The organism is Bacillus sp. EB106-02-03-XG38, assembly GCF_058792175.1.
The window spans coordinates 367130-383270 of the sequence record NZ_JBYTED010000002.1 but is presented as its reverse complement, the minus strand read 5'-3'; the positions used below and the strand labels follow the sequence as shown (position 1 = coordinate 383270).

At 34.5% G+C, this 16141-nt stretch carries 19 protein-coding genes, 1 pseudogene and 1 riboswitch; of the genes and pseudogenes, 16 read left to right on the top strand and 4 right to left on the bottom strand.

Annotation, left to right across the window (positions count from 1 at the left end; all coding sequences use genetic code 11):
- Window positions 1–29 precede the first annotated feature (29 nt).
- Window positions 30–1526, bottom strand: coding sequence for a DUF3149 domain-containing protein (locus AC3WTI_RS11305; protein ID WP_097840625.1), 1497 nt, complete (start codon window positions 1524–1526; stop codon window positions 30–32).
- A 192-nt stretch (window positions 1527–1718) separates the two neighbouring features.
- Here AC3WTI_RS11305 and AC3WTI_RS11300 point away from each other — a divergent pair, with 192 nt between their 5' ends.
- The 4 genes from AC3WTI_RS11300 (at window position 1719) to AC3WTI_RS11285 (ending at window position 4910) form a co-directional block, all read left to right on the top strand.
- The gene (locus AC3WTI_RS11300) at window positions 1719–2165 is read left to right on the top strand and encodes a MarR family winged helix-turn-helix transcriptional regulator (RefSeq protein ID WP_000203340.1); all 447 of its coding nucleotides are present in this window, start codon (window positions 1719–1721) and stop codon (window positions 2163–2165) included.
- A 161-nt stretch (window positions 2166–2326) separates the two neighbouring features.
- Complete coding sequence (locus AC3WTI_RS11295; RefSeq protein WP_087957977.1) at window positions 2327–4021, top strand: M3 family oligoendopeptidase; 1695 nt, start codon at window positions 2327–2329, stop codon at window positions 4019–4021.
- A gap of 139 nt (window positions 4022–4160) precedes the next feature.
- The gene (locus AC3WTI_RS11290; RefSeq protein WP_000941973.1) at window positions 4161–4694 is read left to right on the top strand and encodes a DinB family protein; all 534 of its coding nucleotides are present in this window, start codon (window positions 4161–4163) and stop codon (window positions 4692–4694) included.
- A gap of 99 nt (window positions 4695–4793) precedes the next feature.
- A complete protein-coding gene (locus tag AC3WTI_RS11285; RefSeq protein WP_000038254.1) occupies window positions 4794–4910 on the top strand; it encodes a DUF6254 family protein in 117 nt (38 codons plus the stop codon).
- A gap of 11 nt (window positions 4911–4921) precedes the next feature.
- Here AC3WTI_RS11285 and kinB read toward each other — a convergent pair whose 3' ends face one another.
- Window positions 4922–6130, bottom strand: coding sequence for a sporulation sensor histidine kinase KinB (gene kinB / locus AC3WTI_RS11280; protein ID WP_071722266.1), 1209 nt, complete (start codon window positions 6128–6130; stop codon window positions 4922–4924).
- A 207-nt stretch (window positions 6131–6337) separates the two neighbouring features.
- A riboswitch (PreQ1 riboswitch) is annotated at window positions 6338–6381 on the top strand.
- A gap of 93 nt (window positions 6382–6474) precedes the next feature.
- Between kinB and queC the strand changes: the two genes are divergently transcribed.
- The 4 genes from queC to queF are packed head-to-tail and all read left to right on the top strand — an operon-like array spanning window position 6475 to window position 8853.
- On the top strand, window positions 6475–7137 hold the full coding sequence (gene queC, locus AC3WTI_RS11275; RefSeq protein ID WP_000711596.1) for a 7-cyano-7-deazaguanine synthase QueC: 663 nt from the start codon (window positions 6475–6477) through the stop codon (window positions 7135–7137).
- Entirely contained in the window at window positions 7137–7628 is a 492-nt protein-coding gene (gene queD, locus AC3WTI_RS11270) for a 6-carboxytetrahydropterin synthase QueD (RefSeq protein WP_048526811.1), read from the top strand. Before queC ends, queD begins: the two co-directional genes overlap by 1 nt.
- Window positions 7621–8337 (top strand): 7-carboxy-7-deazaguanine synthase QueE, encoded by a 717-nt coding sequence (queE, locus tag AC3WTI_RS11265; RefSeq protein WP_097840624.1) that lies wholly within the window; start codon window positions 7621–7623, stop codon window positions 8335–8337. The genes queD and queE overlap by 8 nt, the downstream gene beginning before the upstream one ends.
- Window positions 8338–8355: 18 nt before the next feature.
- A complete protein-coding gene (queF, locus tag AC3WTI_RS11260) occupies window positions 8356–8853 on the top strand; it encodes a preQ(1) synthase (RefSeq protein ID WP_000918895.1) in 498 nt (165 codons plus the stop codon).
- 55 nt (window positions 8854–8908) lie between these two features.
- Here queF and AC3WTI_RS11255 read toward each other — a convergent pair whose 3' ends face one another.
- A complete protein-coding gene (locus AC3WTI_RS11255) occupies window positions 8909–9094 on the bottom strand; it encodes a YkvS family protein (RefSeq protein ID WP_001165081.1) in 186 nt (61 codons plus the stop codon).
- Window positions 9095–9331: 237 nt separating this feature from the next.
- Between AC3WTI_RS11255 and AC3WTI_RS11250 the strand changes: the two genes are divergently transcribed.
- Window positions 9332–9514: a hypothetical protein gene (locus tag AC3WTI_RS11250; RefSeq protein WP_087957980.1), complete on the top strand. Its 183-nt coding sequence runs from the start codon at window positions 9332–9334 to the stop codon at window positions 9512–9514.
- 90 nt (window positions 9515–9604) lie between these two features.
- On the top strand, window positions 9605–10207 hold the full coding sequence (locus tag AC3WTI_RS11245) for a histidine phosphatase family protein (RefSeq protein ID WP_087957982.1): 603 nt from the start codon (window positions 9605–9607) through the stop codon (window positions 10205–10207).
- 35 nt (window positions 10208–10242) lie between these two features.
- On the opposite strand, the gene AC3WTI_RS11240 is transcribed toward AC3WTI_RS11245, so the two are convergent.
- Window positions 10243–10821: a GNAT family N-acetyltransferase gene (locus AC3WTI_RS11240; RefSeq protein WP_087957984.1), complete on the bottom strand. Its 579-nt coding sequence runs from the start codon at window positions 10819–10821 to the stop codon at window positions 10243–10245.
- Between the two features lie 245 nt (window positions 10822–11066).
- On the opposite strand from AC3WTI_RS11240, the gene ykzS reads away from it, so the two are divergent.
- The 6 genes and pseudogenes from ykzS (at window position 11067) to nrdF (ending at window position 15949) form a co-directional block, all read left to right on the top strand.
- Window positions 11067–11261, top strand: coding sequence for a protein YkzS (ykzS, locus tag AC3WTI_RS11235; protein WP_087957986.1), 195 nt, complete (start codon window positions 11067–11069; stop codon window positions 11259–11261).
- A gap of 26 nt (window positions 11262–11287) precedes the next feature.
- Complete coding sequence (locus tag AC3WTI_RS11230; protein ID WP_000502201.1) at window positions 11288–11605, top strand: hypothetical protein; 318 nt, start codon at window positions 11288–11290, stop codon at window positions 11603–11605.
- 475 nt (window positions 11606–12080) lie between these two features.
- Window positions 12081–12440 carry a class Ib ribonucleoside-diphosphate reductase assembly flavoprotein NrdI gene (nrdI, locus tag AC3WTI_RS11225; protein WP_048526818.1) on the top strand — a complete coding sequence of 120 codons (360 nt, stop codon included), beginning with the start codon at window positions 12081–12083 and terminating at the stop codon, window positions 12438–12440.
- Window positions 12427–13554 (top strand): annotated as a pseudogene (locus AC3WTI_RS11220) (ribonucleotide reductase barrel domain-containing protein); the annotation flags it as partial. The gene nrdI and the pseudogene AC3WTI_RS11220, both read left to right, overlap by 14 nt.
- A gap of 382 nt (window positions 13555–13936) precedes the next feature.
- Window positions 13937–14887: a ribonucleotide reductase barrel domain-containing protein gene (locus AC3WTI_RS11215; RefSeq protein ID WP_306298338.1), complete on the top strand. Its 951-nt coding sequence runs from the start codon at window positions 13937–13939 to the stop codon at window positions 14885–14887.
- Between the two features lie 93 nt (window positions 14888–14980).
- On the top strand, window positions 14981–15949 hold the full coding sequence (nrdF, locus tag AC3WTI_RS11210; RefSeq protein WP_048526819.1) for a class 1b ribonucleoside-diphosphate reductase subunit beta: 969 nt from the start codon (window positions 14981–14983) through the stop codon (window positions 15947–15949).
- Window positions 15950–16141 lie beyond the last annotated feature (192 nt).

Here is a 16141-nt window from a genome sequence, read left to right as displayed (position 1 = left end):
GTATAATTATCCTTTAGGGATAAGGATAATTATACTATGTGTAACGGAATTTCGATATGAACTGTCGTTCCTTCGTTTTCTATACTATCAATAAAAATATGCCCATTGTACATCTCTACAATTCGTTTACATATGACAAGTCCAAGACCTGTTCCAGTATCTTTATTAGTAAAGAACGGATGAAAGAGGTGTTTTTGAATATGTTTTGGAATCCCTTTTCCAGTATCTATAATTTGCAATTGTGCGTGTGTGTCATTATTTGTTACGGAAATAGTTAGTGTATCACCAGAAGTCATGGCTTCAATTGCATTTTTTGTAATATTTAAAACCACTTGTTTCATATGGTCTTTTGAGCAACGAATATGAACAGGATGGTCTGGCAAATGTAAATGGAATATAATGTTATGTAGATTCGCCTCAGATTGAATAATTAATGTTACCTCATTTAGAATAGTTCTCACATCATATGTTTGTTCAATGATAGCAGTTGGCTTTCCAAGAATAAGAAATTCGCTTACAATTTCATTAATCCGTTCTATCTCTTGTTCGATGATGGAAAAATAGAACTGATCTTGTTCATCTTTATATTTCTCTTTTAATAGAGCGACGAGTCCTTTAATTCCAGTAAGAGGATTACGGATTTCGTGTGCTGTACTAGCTGCAAAAGTTCCAACTAATTCAATTTTTTGTAGTTCATTTTGTTGTCTTTCAAGTTTTGTTTGCCGTTTTAACAACATATATTGAGTAAGTAAAAATAAAATAGACATTAAAAATAAAGTAGCTATACACTCAATTGCAACCCACTGGTATAAAGTTTTTTGATGGATAAGTAATGGAGAAACAGAGACCTTCCAATTTAATCTTTGGAGTGGGGTAGTAAGCATATTAGAATGTGCATCACTTGTTTCGTTATTATCATCAGTTAGAAAAACTACATCATATTTATCAGTTACTTCAAAATGGTATTGCGGTTTAATGGCATTTAAAGATGATGAAATGTAGTCAAAGCGTAAACTTGCTAACAGTAAGCCTGAGAGTTCCTTCTGTTTATTGAAAATGGGTGAAGCAATCATAATAGCTTGATGTCCAAGAACACGATCTGTAATGACTGATGATACAGTTGTTTTCTTCGTTTGTAATGCGTCTTGTATATACTTACGATCTGAGACATCAACAGGTGGTCGGTCGCCTTCGGATGCGATTGTAATGATGCCTCCTGGTGTAGCATAATATAACCCAGAAAAGCGTGCATCGTTTCCATCTGTATCATGTACAATTTCTTTAACTCCATTTATATTTCCGGTCTCGGTGCCTACGACCTTTGCGAGCATTTCTAATGCAGAAATTGCTTCGCCAAGGTGATGATCTAAATAGTCTCTATATAAAAAGAGAACCGTGTGAGCAGATAGTTTGTTTTCCTGTTTCATTTTATACGAATGATAGGAATAAAATGTAGCGCCAATCCCTATCGTTGGTAGGATAACTAGCAATATATATAAAACTATGCTGTGGAATTTGACTTTCAAATTTGGTACTCCTTCTTTTTTATTATCATTATATATAAACTGTGTTAAAATTGTCATGTTTTTATTCAAGAATCATTCATAATATATTTGGGGAGAGGTATTGAATGAGTGAACACTCATTCGGAGTTTACATGAAGTACGAAGCTGTTTTCTTTTTATTACTGAGAATTTAAGTGAAGGGTTGAAAGTTGTATGACATCAAATAATGAACGAGAAGATATTTCTCAATCTCTAAAAGTATTTATTGCATTATCTCGTGTACATCGTTCTGTTATGGATACTACAAATAAATCTATACAAAGTAACGGGTTAAATCCAACTGAATTTGCTGTATTAGAACTGCTATATCATAAAGGCGGTCAACCACTTCAGCAAATTGGTGAGCGTATTTTAATAGCTAGTGGCAGCATTACATATGTTGTAGATAAGCTAGAGAAAAAGGGACTAGTAAAGAGAATTCCGTGCCCGAATGACAGACGTGTTATTTATGCACAATTAACTGAGTCTGGAGAGAACTTTATTGCTTCTATTTTTCCAGGGCATGAGCAAGTTATACATCAGTCGTTTGAAATGTTAACGAAAGAGGAAAAGGATGAATTACTTGATCTATTAAAAAAGATTGGAAAGTATGAAAAGTAATAATATGTTCCAAAAAAAGCTTTGGATAAAGAAATCCAAAGCTTTTTTGTTTACATGTAATGATGTTAGTATATGCCGTATTTTGCTGTAGAATAAGAGGAGATTTGTAAGTAAGCATTGAATTATAGTAAGGATACACATAATGGAGAGGAGGCTCGTTCATGTCATTTAAAGACTATGAATATAAACGGCCAAATATTGAAGAATTAAAAGAGAAGTTTACGGTTGCTTTAGAGAAGTTTGATAACGCAAAAACTGTAGAAGAACAAAAACAAGTCATCAATTCAATTAACGAAATTCGCAATGACTTCGGTACAATGGGGAATCTTTGTTACATTCGTCATTCTGTTGATACGACAGATGTATTTTATAAGGAAGAGCAAGATTTCTTTGATGAGTACTCTCCAGTTGTACAAGGATATGGTACAAAGTATTATAATGCGTTAATTCATTCGCCATTCCGTGAAGAATTAGAAGCGTATTATGGGAAGCAATTATTTGCTCTTGCGGAGTGTGATTTAAAAACATATTCTGATGAAGTCGTGAAAGATTTACAATTAGAGAATAAATTGTCTTCACAATATACGCAGTTATTAGCATCTGCAAAAATTGACTTTGCGGGAGAAGAAAGAACGTTATCGCAGCTTATTCCATTTATGCAAGGGAAAGAAAGAAGTGAACGTAAAGCAGCAAGTGAAGCATATTACGGATTTTTAGCTGAAAATGAGGAAGAGTTAGATCGTATTTATGACGAGCTTGTTAAAGTAAGAACGAAAATCGCAAAATCTTTAGGTTTCAAAAACTTTGTTGAACTTGGATATGCAAGAATGTACCGTACAGATTATAATGCGGAAATGGTGGCGAATTATCGTCAGCAAGTGCTAGATTATATCGTTCCTGTTACGACGGAATTAAGAAAACGACAACAAGCACGTATCGGTGTAGAGAAGTTAGCGTATTACGACGAAAACTTTGAATTCCCTACAGGTAACCCAACTCCAAAAGGAGATGCGGATTGGATTGTTAATCATGGGAAAACGATGTATAAAGAGTTATCGGCTGAAACAGATGAATTTTTCAATTTCATGTTAGATAATGATTTAGTAGATTTAGTTGCGAAAAAAGGAAAAGCTGGCGGTGGATATTGTACATATATTGAGAATTATAAAGCGCCGTTTATTTTCTCAAACTTTAACGGAACATCTGGCGACATTGACGTGTTAACACATGAAGCGGGCCATGCTTTCCAAGTATACGAAAGTCGTAAATTTGAAATTCCAGAATACAATTGGCCAACATATGAAGCGTGTGAAATTCACTCTATGAGTATGGAATTCTTCACATGGCCATGGATGAAGTTATTCTTTGAAGAAGATGCAGATAAATATTACTTCTCTCACTTAAGTTCAGCACTTCTGTTTTTACCGTATGGTGTATCTGTTGATGAGTATCAACATTATGTATATGAAAATCCTGAAGCATCACCAGAAGAGCGTAAGACAGCATGGCGTAATATAGAGAAAAAGTATTTGCCACATCGTGATTATGAAGATAATGATTATTTAGAGCGCGGTGGATTCTGGCAACGTCAAGGTCATATTTATAGCTCGCCGTTCTACTATATCGACTACACGTTAGCACAAATTTGCGCACTGCAATTTTGGAAACGTGCAAGAGATAATAGACAAGAGGCGTGGGAAGATTATGTGAATCTATGCCAACAAGGTGGAAGTAAATCATTCTTAGAATTAGTAGAGGTTGCAAATTTAACATCTCCATTTGCTGAAGGTTGTGTGAAAAGTGTTATTACAGAAATTGAAGCGTGGCTACAGGCAATTGACGACACAAAATTGTAAAAAACATGCGCTTTTTTTCACATGTTTAACATCGACATAAAGAGAAAATGATGAGATAATAAAAGAAAATTCAGAATAATAAAGAGGTGTTTCTAATAAGGAGCACCTCTTTTCACCAACAAAAAGGGGGGAAAGAAGTATGCTTCAATCTAATATGGATGTGAGTTTAGAAAGTTTGGTGAACTCATTACAGTCTACCCGAAGCACGCTATTATCAGAAATTGAAATGTTAAATGATACAGAAGTGAATGTAAAGCCACGCCGTGATAAATGGAGTATTATTCAAATTTTGCATCACTTGCATTTAGTTGAACAATCTGTCACGTCTGCCCTTGTATATGCTTTACAAAAAAACGAAAGAAATACGACTCCATTTAAAGACCTCCAACTTACGCTTGATCGCACACATAAACGAGAAGCTCCTCAGCAGATGAAACCAACAGAAACGTTAATGAAAAAACAGCAAGGAATCCAATTACTAGAACATTCACGACAAGAACTATTACACGCGCTTCATAGTGTGATAGATGAAAAAGATTTATTTGAAAATGGATTAAAGCATCCTGTTTTTAATGATTTGAATTTGTATCAGTGGGTTCAATTTCTTGATTTGCATGAACAAAGACACCTTACGCAGTTAAAAGAGGCGAAACATGCAATTTTACAGAGATAGTTAGGAAGAAGTGGGAGACCACTTCTTTTTCATACGTGCATAGTTTTCTTTCTTATTTTGGAATACTACATGGAGAAAGAAAAAAAGGAGTTGAAAAGTATGTCCAAGAAAAAGAAAGAAGAAGAGCGCGCTTGGAAAGCACGTAAAGAAAATCAAAAGCCACATGGAAAAGTGAAAGCTTTTGCTGAATTAGTTGAAGGAACAGAAAAAACGTGATGAGTATTTCATCACGTTTTTTGTATGAGTGGGAAAGTTAATAAGAAGGTTGTACCAGTACCTTTTTCACTTATAATATCAATTTTTCCGTTCATAGCTTGAACTACACTGAATACGACCATCATTCCAAGACCAGTACCTTTCTCTTTCGTTGAGTAGAAAGGGGATCCGAGGCGTTTTACTTGTTCTTGATCCATGCCAACTCCTGTATCTTTTATATATAATTGAATATGTTTATGATCTGGAACTAATGTGAAATAAAGATCACCGCCTTTTGGCATGGCCTCAATGCAGTTTTTTAAAATATTTAACAAACATTGATTTAGTTTTTGTTTTTCTCCCGCGATAAAAAAAGAAGTACTTTGCTTTATATAATGAGTACGCACATTTGCTAAATTAGCAAGCGGTGTAATTAGCGATAATGCATGTAATAGTTCTTCTTCTAACTGTAATCTTTGTTCTTTTTCAATACTTGGTTTTGCAAAGGTTAAATAATCTGTAAGAACATGGTTTGCTTGTTCGATTCCGTTGATGGCTATGTCGATATATAGTTTTCGCTCTTGCTCAGTGCATGTATCTGACTGTAAAAGTTGTAAAAATCCTTTTGTTGAAGTTAATGGGTTGCGAATTTCATGAGAGATGGATGCTGCCATTTCACCAATTAAATGAAATTTTTCAGCATTCATAAGTTCGTTTTGTAGACGAACTTGAGTTTGTAATATGTGTAATAAATATAAAATAAGGATAGTACCAAGTATCGTACATAACTCATACACAATAATATGTGGTATATAATCAGCCTTATTTGTAACCTTTGAAAGGAAGAAAGGTATCCAACTAAATCCGTATGTGAGACTGTAGATAATAGCAAGTATTATTTTTATACGATTAGAAGTTCGATTGAAAAATTTGTATGTAAATAGTAGAACAATAAATAGAAGGATAGAACCGATAAGCGATGGGAAAACACCTATTCCTCCTAATAAGAAGCGATATATATTTAATACAACTAATATTGATCCACCAGCAATAGGACCTCCAGTTAATGTACCGACAACTAATACGATATGACGCATATCAAATTGAAATCCATAATTTGTTTTTGCTGCGAAAGTGATACATAGTATAGTAACGAGGCAACATAATACAATAAATATAGCTGAATTTAATTTAGGAGAGCGTTTCCCTTTTTGATTCCAAAATAAATGGTATACGAGCATTGTAACAAGGATGAATAATATATTTAGAAAGAGATAAATAATAAAGGATTTCAGTGGGATGCCTCCTCTCTTCTCATATTAAATTAATCATACTATAAAATGAAAGAAATGAAATGAGAAATAGCGGAAAAATCAGAAATTTTTTCTGGTTGTATACAATATGTTACAATAAGCTTTGTCAATGAAAGAAGGAATTCCGTGCGATGCGCGGGAGAGGTTCGCGAACTCCCTCTATAAAAAACTATGGAAACAACAATATCTTTAGGTATTGTTTTGTTTTTTTATTGTGACAGTTCAAGAACGTTCTTTCTTCTTATTCGTAGTAGAGAAGGAGAATGAGTGAAATGAAAAAAGAAAAGGCAGTTGTTGTTTTTAGTGGAGGACAAGATAGTACGACATGTTTATTTTGGGCAATAGAGCAGTTTGCAGAAGTAGAAGCTGTAACGTTTAATTACAATCAACGTCATAAACTAGAAATTGATTGTGCAGCGGAAATTGCAAAAGAGCTAGGAATTAAACATACAGTACTAGATATGAGTCTATTAAATCAACTTGCTCCAAATGCGTTAACGAGAACGGATATGGAGATTACACATGAAGAAGGTGAATTGCCATCGACGTTTGTAGATGGACGAAATTTACTATTCTTATCATTTGCTGCTGTATTAGCAAAACAAGTGGGAGCACGTCATATTGTAACGGGTGTATGTGAAACTGATTTTAGTGGTTATCCAGATTGCCGTGACGTGTTTGTGAAATCGTTAAACGTTACTTTAAATTTATCCATGGATTATCCGTTCGTAATTCATACACCACTTATGTGGATTGATAAAGCGGAAACATGGAAATTATCAGATGAACTTGGAGCATTCGAGTTTGTTCGAGAAAAAACATTAACATGTTATAACGGAATCATTGGTGATGGTTGCGGTGAATGTCCAGCATGTCAACTTCGTAAAGCAGGATTAGATACGTACCTACAAGAACGCGAAGGAGCGAGTAACTAATGGATAATTTCTTTGGATTTCGCATCGTAGAAAATTTGCAAAAAATGGACAAGGATATTCAGCGTAAACAGCTTAAATATCATAATAAAAGAGTAATGGTCAGCAAGGAATTTACATTTGATGCAGCACACCATTTACACTGTTATGAAGGGAAATGTAAAAACTTACATGGTCACACATATAAAGTTGTATTTGGGATTAGTGGATATGTAAATGAAATAGGACTTGCGATTGACTTTGGAGATATAAAAGAAATTTGGAAGAATGAAATAGAAATTTATTTAGACCATCGTTATTTAAACGAAACGTTACCAGCGATGAATACGACTGCTGAAAATATGGTCGTTTGGATTTACGAGAAGATGGCAGAAGCATTAATAAAAGATAATCGTGTGAACGAATATAAAGGAGCTCGTGTTGAATTTGTTCGTCTATTTGAGACGCCAACTAGTTATGCGGAAGTAAGACGGGAGTGGATGCTCGATGAGTAAAATCCCTGTCTTAGAAATATTTGGTCCGACTATTCAAGGTGAAGGAATGGTTGTAGGACAAAAGACGATGTTTATCCGTACAGCTGGCTGTGATTATAGTTGTGCTTGGTGCGATTCTGCTTTTACGTGGGATGGATCGGCTAAAGATCAAATTAGACAGATGACAGCAGAGGACGTTTGGAATGAGCTTGTAGAAATTGGTGGGGAAAATTTTTCTCATGTTACGATTTCAGGTGGAAATCCGGCATTGCTGAAAAATATTGAGTTTCTCCTTTCTATATTAAAAGAAAATGGAATGCAAACGGCAATCGAAACGCAAGGGAGTAAATGGCAAGATTGGTTACTTCAAATTGATGAGATAACGATTTCTCCAAAACCACCAAGTTCGACAATGAATACTGATTTTCAGAAGTTAGATGATGTAATTCAGAAACTAGCAGGAAAAGATATTAGTTTAAAGGTAGTAGTATTTGACGATTATGACTTCGATTATGCAGTTAAGATGCATGAACGTTATCCAGATGTACCATTCTTCTTACAAGTAGGGAATGATGATACAAAAACTGTGGATGATGCAATGTTAATTAAAAAGCTATTAGATAAGTATGAGTGGCTTATTGAAAAAGCTGTTAACTGTAAAGAAATGAATAATGCAAAAGTATTGCCGCAGCTTCATGCGTTAGTATGGGGAAATAAACGCGGAGTATAATGAGAAGGGATGTTTAAAATGGCAGGAAGATTAGATGAAGATTTAAAAGATGTAACATTATTAGGAAATCAAAATACAAAATACTTATTTGAATATAGCCCAGAAATTTTAGAGGTATTTGATAACAATCATCCAAACCGTGATTACTTTGTTAAATTTAATTGTCCTGAATTTACAAGCTTATGTCCGAAAACAGGTCAACCAGATTTTGCAACAATTTATATTAGCTACATTCCAGAACAAAGAATGGTAGAGAGTAAATCTTTAAAGCTATATTTATTTAGTTTCCGCAATCACGGTGACTTCCATGAAGATTGCATGAACGTTATTATGAATGACTTAATTAAATTAATGGATCCACGTTACATTGAGGTATGGGGTAAATTCACACCACGTGGAGGGATTTCAATTGATCCTTACTGCAACTACGGTCGCCCAGGAACGAAGTATGAACAAATGGCAGACTATCGCATGATGAACCATGATCTATATCCAGAAACAATTGATAATCGTTAATATATAATAGAAAGAAAGGATCTGTATGCCATACAGATCCTTTCTTTCTATTATATTATGCATTTTGATTAATGACAGTATAGTTTTTATGACTTACAACTGTAAGAGGTTCCATATCTAGTTCTCTAAAATTTTCCATAATTGTTATGTCTACAATAACGGAGTTTTGATTTACTTTTTGAACACGGCCTTGCATTCCACCTTTAAATTCAATGATATCTCCAGTTTCTGCGATCTGCATAAGCAACTCTCCTTGTTACAGTTTTCCCAAAAAAGAATAATTTGGGATTTTTTATTTTCCTTTATTTTGAACTATGTTTCCTGTTTTGTAAATGTTTTCAAAGTAAAAATTCGAAAAATATTCACTTTTTGTAAGAAAATATGCAAGAATGTCATGTTGTTAGAAAAAAAAGAAAGGTTTAAATGCATACATCGTTATATGGGGGTATAATAAAAAAATAGACAATAACCTACTAAAGTGGGAGAAATTAGAGGCGGTAAAATGATGTTTGAGTTTGTGGGGAGTGTTATAGCGTTAACTTTATTTGTATTTTCTTATATAAATTTAAAAAAGATTCGTCATCATGAAACGACTACATATTTTGATGGGATTGATGGAGTACATGCTTCAATTTCGTATGAGAGTAGCGGGGATATGTAAAGCTGTATAACTTTCTTTTTTTTTGCGTGGTATGATATGTAAAAATAGTACATAATAGAGTTCGTAAGTGATGAATGGAGAGTGGAAAGAATGAAGATTTCTTTTATTCGTCATGGTCGCTTAGATCGTACTATAGAACCAATGACGGTTACATCCTTTCATGAATGGATGAAAGGATATGACTTACATAGTATAACAGAAAAAGCACCTATACCAATGGAAACAAAGGAAGCGGTTGAGGGAGCAAAATTGATTGTAACGAGTGATCAAACATGTGCTGTACAGTCAGCAGCTGAACTAGTGGATTCTTTATCTTTTATCCAAAATTCTCTTTTTAGGGAAGCTGAAATTCCGACGGGTTTTTATGCTCCAAAATGGTTGAAGTGTAAACCGAACGTATGGATGTTTATCGGACGAACATTATGGATACTTGGTTACCATAAAAATGTGGAGTCTTATAAGGAAGTAAGAGAGAGGGCAAAGCAAGCGGCTTACGTATTACACCGTTACGCTCTCGTACATGGAAGTATTGCTCTTATAGGTCATAATTATGTGAATGTAATGATTGGTGCGGAACTGAGAGCGATGGGGTGGTCTGGTACGCCTATTTTGCACAGAGAGCCATGGGGATGTACAACATATACGTTTCACGAGGCGATGAATGGAAATGTATTAAATACGAATTTAACATAAAAGCACACGATTTATATAAATCGTGTGCTTTCTTTTTAAGATATAGAAATTTTGATATTTAATGGTTTTACGAGATGCGCATAAGGTTCGCCTACGAGCATAACGATTTGATCTTTTTTGTAACCTAGTTTTTCGTATAGTGAATAGGCACGTTTGTTTTCTAAATTAACAAGTAATGCGATTTTTTCATGCTCCTTTTCAGTTGCATGGATTTCAGCAGCTTCAATTAATTTAGAACCGATTCCTTTTCCGCCAAATGCACTTGAAACTGATAATGTGTCAATGTAATATTCATCAAGCTCAGCTTCTTTTTCTAACGTAATCGATTCATCTTTATGTAATTCTCTTAAGTGATGTACAATTGGGGCATCAAGCGTTGTTGCTTCACTACCGTGATAAGCGACAATAACTCCAACTGCATCTCCGTCTTGCTCATATACAAAACAGTTTTCATAGCTCAGTCGATTTCTCTCTTTTGAGAACCATGTTTCAAGTCCTAGTAATACTTCTGTCTCAACTGTGCTACCTGTGATTTTTTCAGCAATTTCGTGCAGAGCGTTATACAATAAAGGTGCTACCAGTTTCGCATCTGTCTTTTTTGCTTTCCGAATCATAGTATCCCTCCTAGTTCTATTTATATATTGTAGCATAGTGGTATGGAACTTTGCATAATTGAATGTCGAAATGATTGATATAGAGAAGTAGCTATGTTAGTATATGATATTTAGTGGACATATACTAAAGAGATCTTTTTTGAAAAATAATGAAAATGAGATAAAGGTATAGCACCTGGATAAATTTACAGTTGTTGACCTATAGAATATACGATAAAATAAAATATTGCATAGAGGTGAAATACATGGATAAAGAATTAGCAAATGCAATTTTAGATCAGCTGAAAAATGGTGAAATAAAGGAGTACGTTGTTACGAAAGATGTATTTTATACGTTCAGGGAAGTTGTAGTAAGTAGAGAAGATTTTAAACATATTATTGGGAACGCGCAGCGCGGCGGAAAAGTCATTTATACATATTCAGAAACGCCACGTTCGTAACTAGAAGAATATAGGGGAGGAGAATTATGGGCGATTTTAAACAAGGCATATTACCGCATTGGGATTATATGTGGAAAGATAGAGCCGGCAATAGGTTTATGGGGATGGTCATGTATCCAGAGAAACGTAAGTGTTCGGCAAAAATGCTTCAGAAAATAAAAAGAGCATATGAAGAGGCTGTAGAAATTAAAGTAACTGTACAAGTTCAACATACATATCAGTACGTAGAAGGAATGATTGTGTACTTTGATGAAGAAGCTCCTGTATGTACAATGATTGATAAAGATGAAAATCCACATCATATATTTGTAAAAGATATTTTGCGCATTGAGCACTCTGAATAATCTTTTCATGCATACATTGAATTTCCATAATAATAATCTTTTTCTATAATAGTTATCTTTTAGTATGTAACGCGAACCGAAAGTATATGTATAATATTTAATAAAGTAAAATTGATAAATGTAATCGTTTTTTAGAACAGATTATCGTTTCATGTCTGTTCTTTTTTGCGTGATGCTGGAGAAATATATTCCTCCAGCATTTGCCGTTTTATGACAAAATATATTGGTAACTTTTTTAAAAATAAGGTTAAATTCGTTGACAACTTTTTTGAAAAGCACTTTATTGACATGAGTTTTAGAATGTTGTTTCATAGTCATTGTATTGAAAAAAATCGACTGTCTTGTCGAAAAGTAAAAGTTAAAAAAAGAAAGAATTTATACATATATCTTGTGTCTTATTTTGAAACGTAATACAATATATAGAGAAATCAAGAACAACATACAGAGAGTATAGATTGGAGAGGGAGGGTCGGAAATGTTAGTTGCATATGATTCTATGACAGGAAACGTGAAGCGTTTCATTCACAAATTAAATATGCCGGCCGTTCAAATTGGTGAAGATCTAGTAATAGATGAAGACTTTGTTTTAATTACGTATACAACAGGTTTTGGCAATGTACCAGAACGTGTTTTAGAATTTTTAGAGCGCAATAATGAAAAATTAAAAGGCGTATCTGCAAGCGGCAATCGTAACTGGGGAGACATGTTCGGTGCAAGTGCTGACAAAATTTCTGCTAAATATGAAGTGCCTATTGTATCAAAATTTGAGTTATCAGGAACAAATAACGATGTAGAATATTTTAAGGAAAGGGTGCGGGAGATTGCGACACATTGAACTGAATAATGAAATCACGCAAATGCAGGACGGTTTTTATCAGCTTCATAAAGATAAAGAGGCATTAGAAGTCTTTATGGAAGAAGCTAGAGAGAATACCGTTCATTTTAATAGCGTGGCAGAGCGAATGGAGTATATGAAAGAACATGATTACTATTACAACGTTCTGGACGAGTATAGCTTGGAGGAAGTAGAAGAGGTATATAACATCGCTTATGGTGAAAACTTCGAGTTCCAATCTTATATGGCAGCATCTAAGTTCTACAAAGATTATGCGTTAAAAACAAATGATCAAAAACAATACTTAGAAAGCTATGAAGATCGTGTAGCAATTGTTTCATTATACTTAGGACGCGGTGATGTTGCGAAGGCAAAACACTTCGCAAGCATGATTGTAAAACAAAACTACCAACCAGCGACACCAACCTTTTTAAATGCGGGACGAAGCAGAAGAGGAGAAATGGTGTCTTGTTTCTTGTTAGAGATGGATGATAGCTTAAATTCAATCGGCTTTAACATTAATACTGCAATGCAATTATCGAAAATCGGCGGAGGAGTAGCTTTAAACTTATCTAAGCTACGCGCACGCGGTGAGCAAATTAAAGGTATCGAAAACGCAGCAAGTGGTGTAGTACCTGTTATGAAATTACTTGAAGATTCGTTTTCATATGCAAATCAGCTTGGCCAACGAAAAGGTGCCGGCGCAGTATACTTAAACATTTTCCATTGGGATATTATTGAATTCCTTGATACAAAAAAAATAAATGCCGATGAGAAGAGCCGTATTCAGTCTCTATCAATCGGAATTATCGTTCCAAGTAAGTTCTTTGAGCTTGCTGAGAAAAACGAACCTTTCCATGTTTTCGCGCCTTATACGGTGTATAAAGAATACGGAAAGCACTTAGATGATATTGATATCGATGAAATGTACGATGAATTAATGAGCAATCCTAAAGTGAAGAAGAAACCGCTAGATATTAGTGCACGTGATATGCTTATTAAAATTGCTATGATTCAGCTTGAGTCAGGTTATCCGTACTTAATGTTTAAATCAAATGCAAATAACCAACATCCACTGAAGGATATTGGAACTGTGAAGATGTCGAACTTGTGTTAAATATGTAGCACCTTCTAGTAGAAATGCTAGTCGAAAACTCCGTTAAACGGGGAAAGCCTCAAATTTGAGGTAACCTACCGTGCTAAATCTTATCTTAGAATGAAAATATAAAAGTTCAGAATGTATCTTATTATTTTGTATAGCAGAGTTATGGGACAACATAAAGTAATAAGAGACTTTCTGAAGTAATAAGATAAGTAAAAGCCTAACGACTATCCCTTATGGGAGTAGAGCGCAAGCGATTGGCGTTCGAAAAGCGGAGCACCTAATCAGGTAATGCTGTAGGTGGTGATATAGTCTGTCCTGTATGGTGACATACAGCAGTTGCATGAGCAACGGACTGAGGAATAGCGAACTCGGTTGAACATTCGAGACAGAAATCTTCCAGCTTCAAGAAACTTCTGAAATAAATGATTACGGTACAGATGACATTATCCGTCGTGATATTAACTGTAACTTAGGATCGTTAAATATCGTAAATGTAATGGAAAATAAAGAAATTCGTGAAGCGGTTCATGCTGGAATGGAAGCTTTAACAGCTGTTTCTGATATGACAATCATTCCGAATGCACCAACTGTGAAAAAAGCTAATGATGAGCTTCATTCAGTTGGACTTGGTGCCATGAACTTACACGGATATTTAGCTAAAAATAAACTCGCTTATGAAAGTGCAGAAGCGAAAGAGTTCGCTCGTACATTCTTTATGATGTTAAATTACTACTCTATTGAGAAAAGTATGGAAATCGCTAAAGAAAAAGGCGAAACATTTAAAGACTTCGATAAGTCTGATTATGCGAACGGCACATACTTTGAAAAGTATGAAGCGACTGATTATAGTCCAGTAACTGAAAAAGTTCAGCAATTATTTGAAGGAATTTATATTCCAACAAAAGAAGATTGGACAAGTTTAAAAGAGCAAGTGCAGAAGAATGGTTTATACAACTCATATCGTCTTGCCATCGCTCCTACGCAATCGATCAGTTACGTTCAAAATGCAACTTCAAGCGTAATGCCAATCGTAAGTCAAATCGAATCAAGAACGTATGCGAATGCGACAACATATTATCCAATGCCGTATTTATCAAAAGATACGTTCTGGTACTATAAATCTTCTTACGATATGAATCAGTTTAAATTAATTGATTTAATCGCAGAAATTCAAGAACATATTGACCAAGGAATTAGTACAATTCTTTACGTTAATAGTGATATTTCAACACGTGAATTAGCACGTTACTACATCTATGCACATAAAAAAGGCTTAAAGAGTCTGTATTATACGAGAACACGTAAGTTAAGCGTGGAAGAGTGCGTGGCTTGTACAGTTTAATATAAAAATTGATACATGATGAGCAGGGTTTTCTGAACCCTGCTCATGCTTAGTTATCAATTTTTCATGTTTATTTAGAGAAGGGGCGATTGAATGCGTGCGGTAAACTGGAACAAAAAAGAAGATGATTTTAGTTTAATGTTTTGGAAGCAAAACATCGCTCAGTTTTGGACAGAGGAAGAAATTGCAGTGTCTTCTGACAAAAATACTTGGGTGCAATTATCGAAAGAAGAACAAATTGCTTATAAGCGTGTATTAGGTGGTTTAACACTGTTAGATACGAAGCAAGGCGGCGAAGGGATGCCTCTTGTACTTGTTCATCTTGAAAATTTACAAGCGAAAAGTGTATTAGCTTTCATGGGTGCTATGGAAGAAGTACATGCGAAGAGTTACAGTCATATTTTCACAACGTTAGCTACTGAAGAAGAAATCGATGATATTTTTGACTGGGTAGACAATCATCCATTACTTGAGAAAAAGGCTGGTATTATTACAAGTTACTATCGTCGTTTATTAAAGCCTGAAGTAACGAAAAAAGAGTTATACATGGCAATGGTAGCAAGTGTGTTCTTAGAGAGTTACCTATTCTATAGTGGATTCTTCTACCCACTTTACTTAGCTGGTCAAGGAAAACTAACGGCAAGTGGTGAGATTATCAACTTAATAATTCGTGATGAGTCAATTCACGGCGTATTCGTCGGTATTTTAGCACAACAAATCTTCGCGGAACTTTCTGCAGAAGATCAACAAGAAGTGCAAAAAGAAACGCAAGAGTTATTAATGGAACTATATGAAATTGAAATGGCATACACAGAAGAAATTTACACTTCTATCGGTCTTGTAGAGGATGTAAATCGTTTCGTTCGTTATAATGCGAATAAAGGACTTATGAACTTAGGACTTGAGCCGAAGTTTGAAGAAGAAGAAATTAACCCAATCGTTTTAAATGGTTTACGTACAGATACGAAAAACCATGATTTCTTCTCTGTAAAAGGAAATGGTTACGTAAAAGCGACGAACGTTGAAAAGTTATCTGATGATGACTTCGTGTTTAATTTTTAATATATGATCATAAAGAAAAGCTGTCTTATTCATTAATAAGACAGCTTTTCTTTATGATTTTGTTTACATAACACTATTATTTTTGTATAACGATTTTTGTTTGAAAAGTGCTATTCGGCTAATGGATAGCACTTTTTTGTAATTAAATGGGTATTTACAATCTTTTTGTATCAGTGTATTATTTAACTAGTA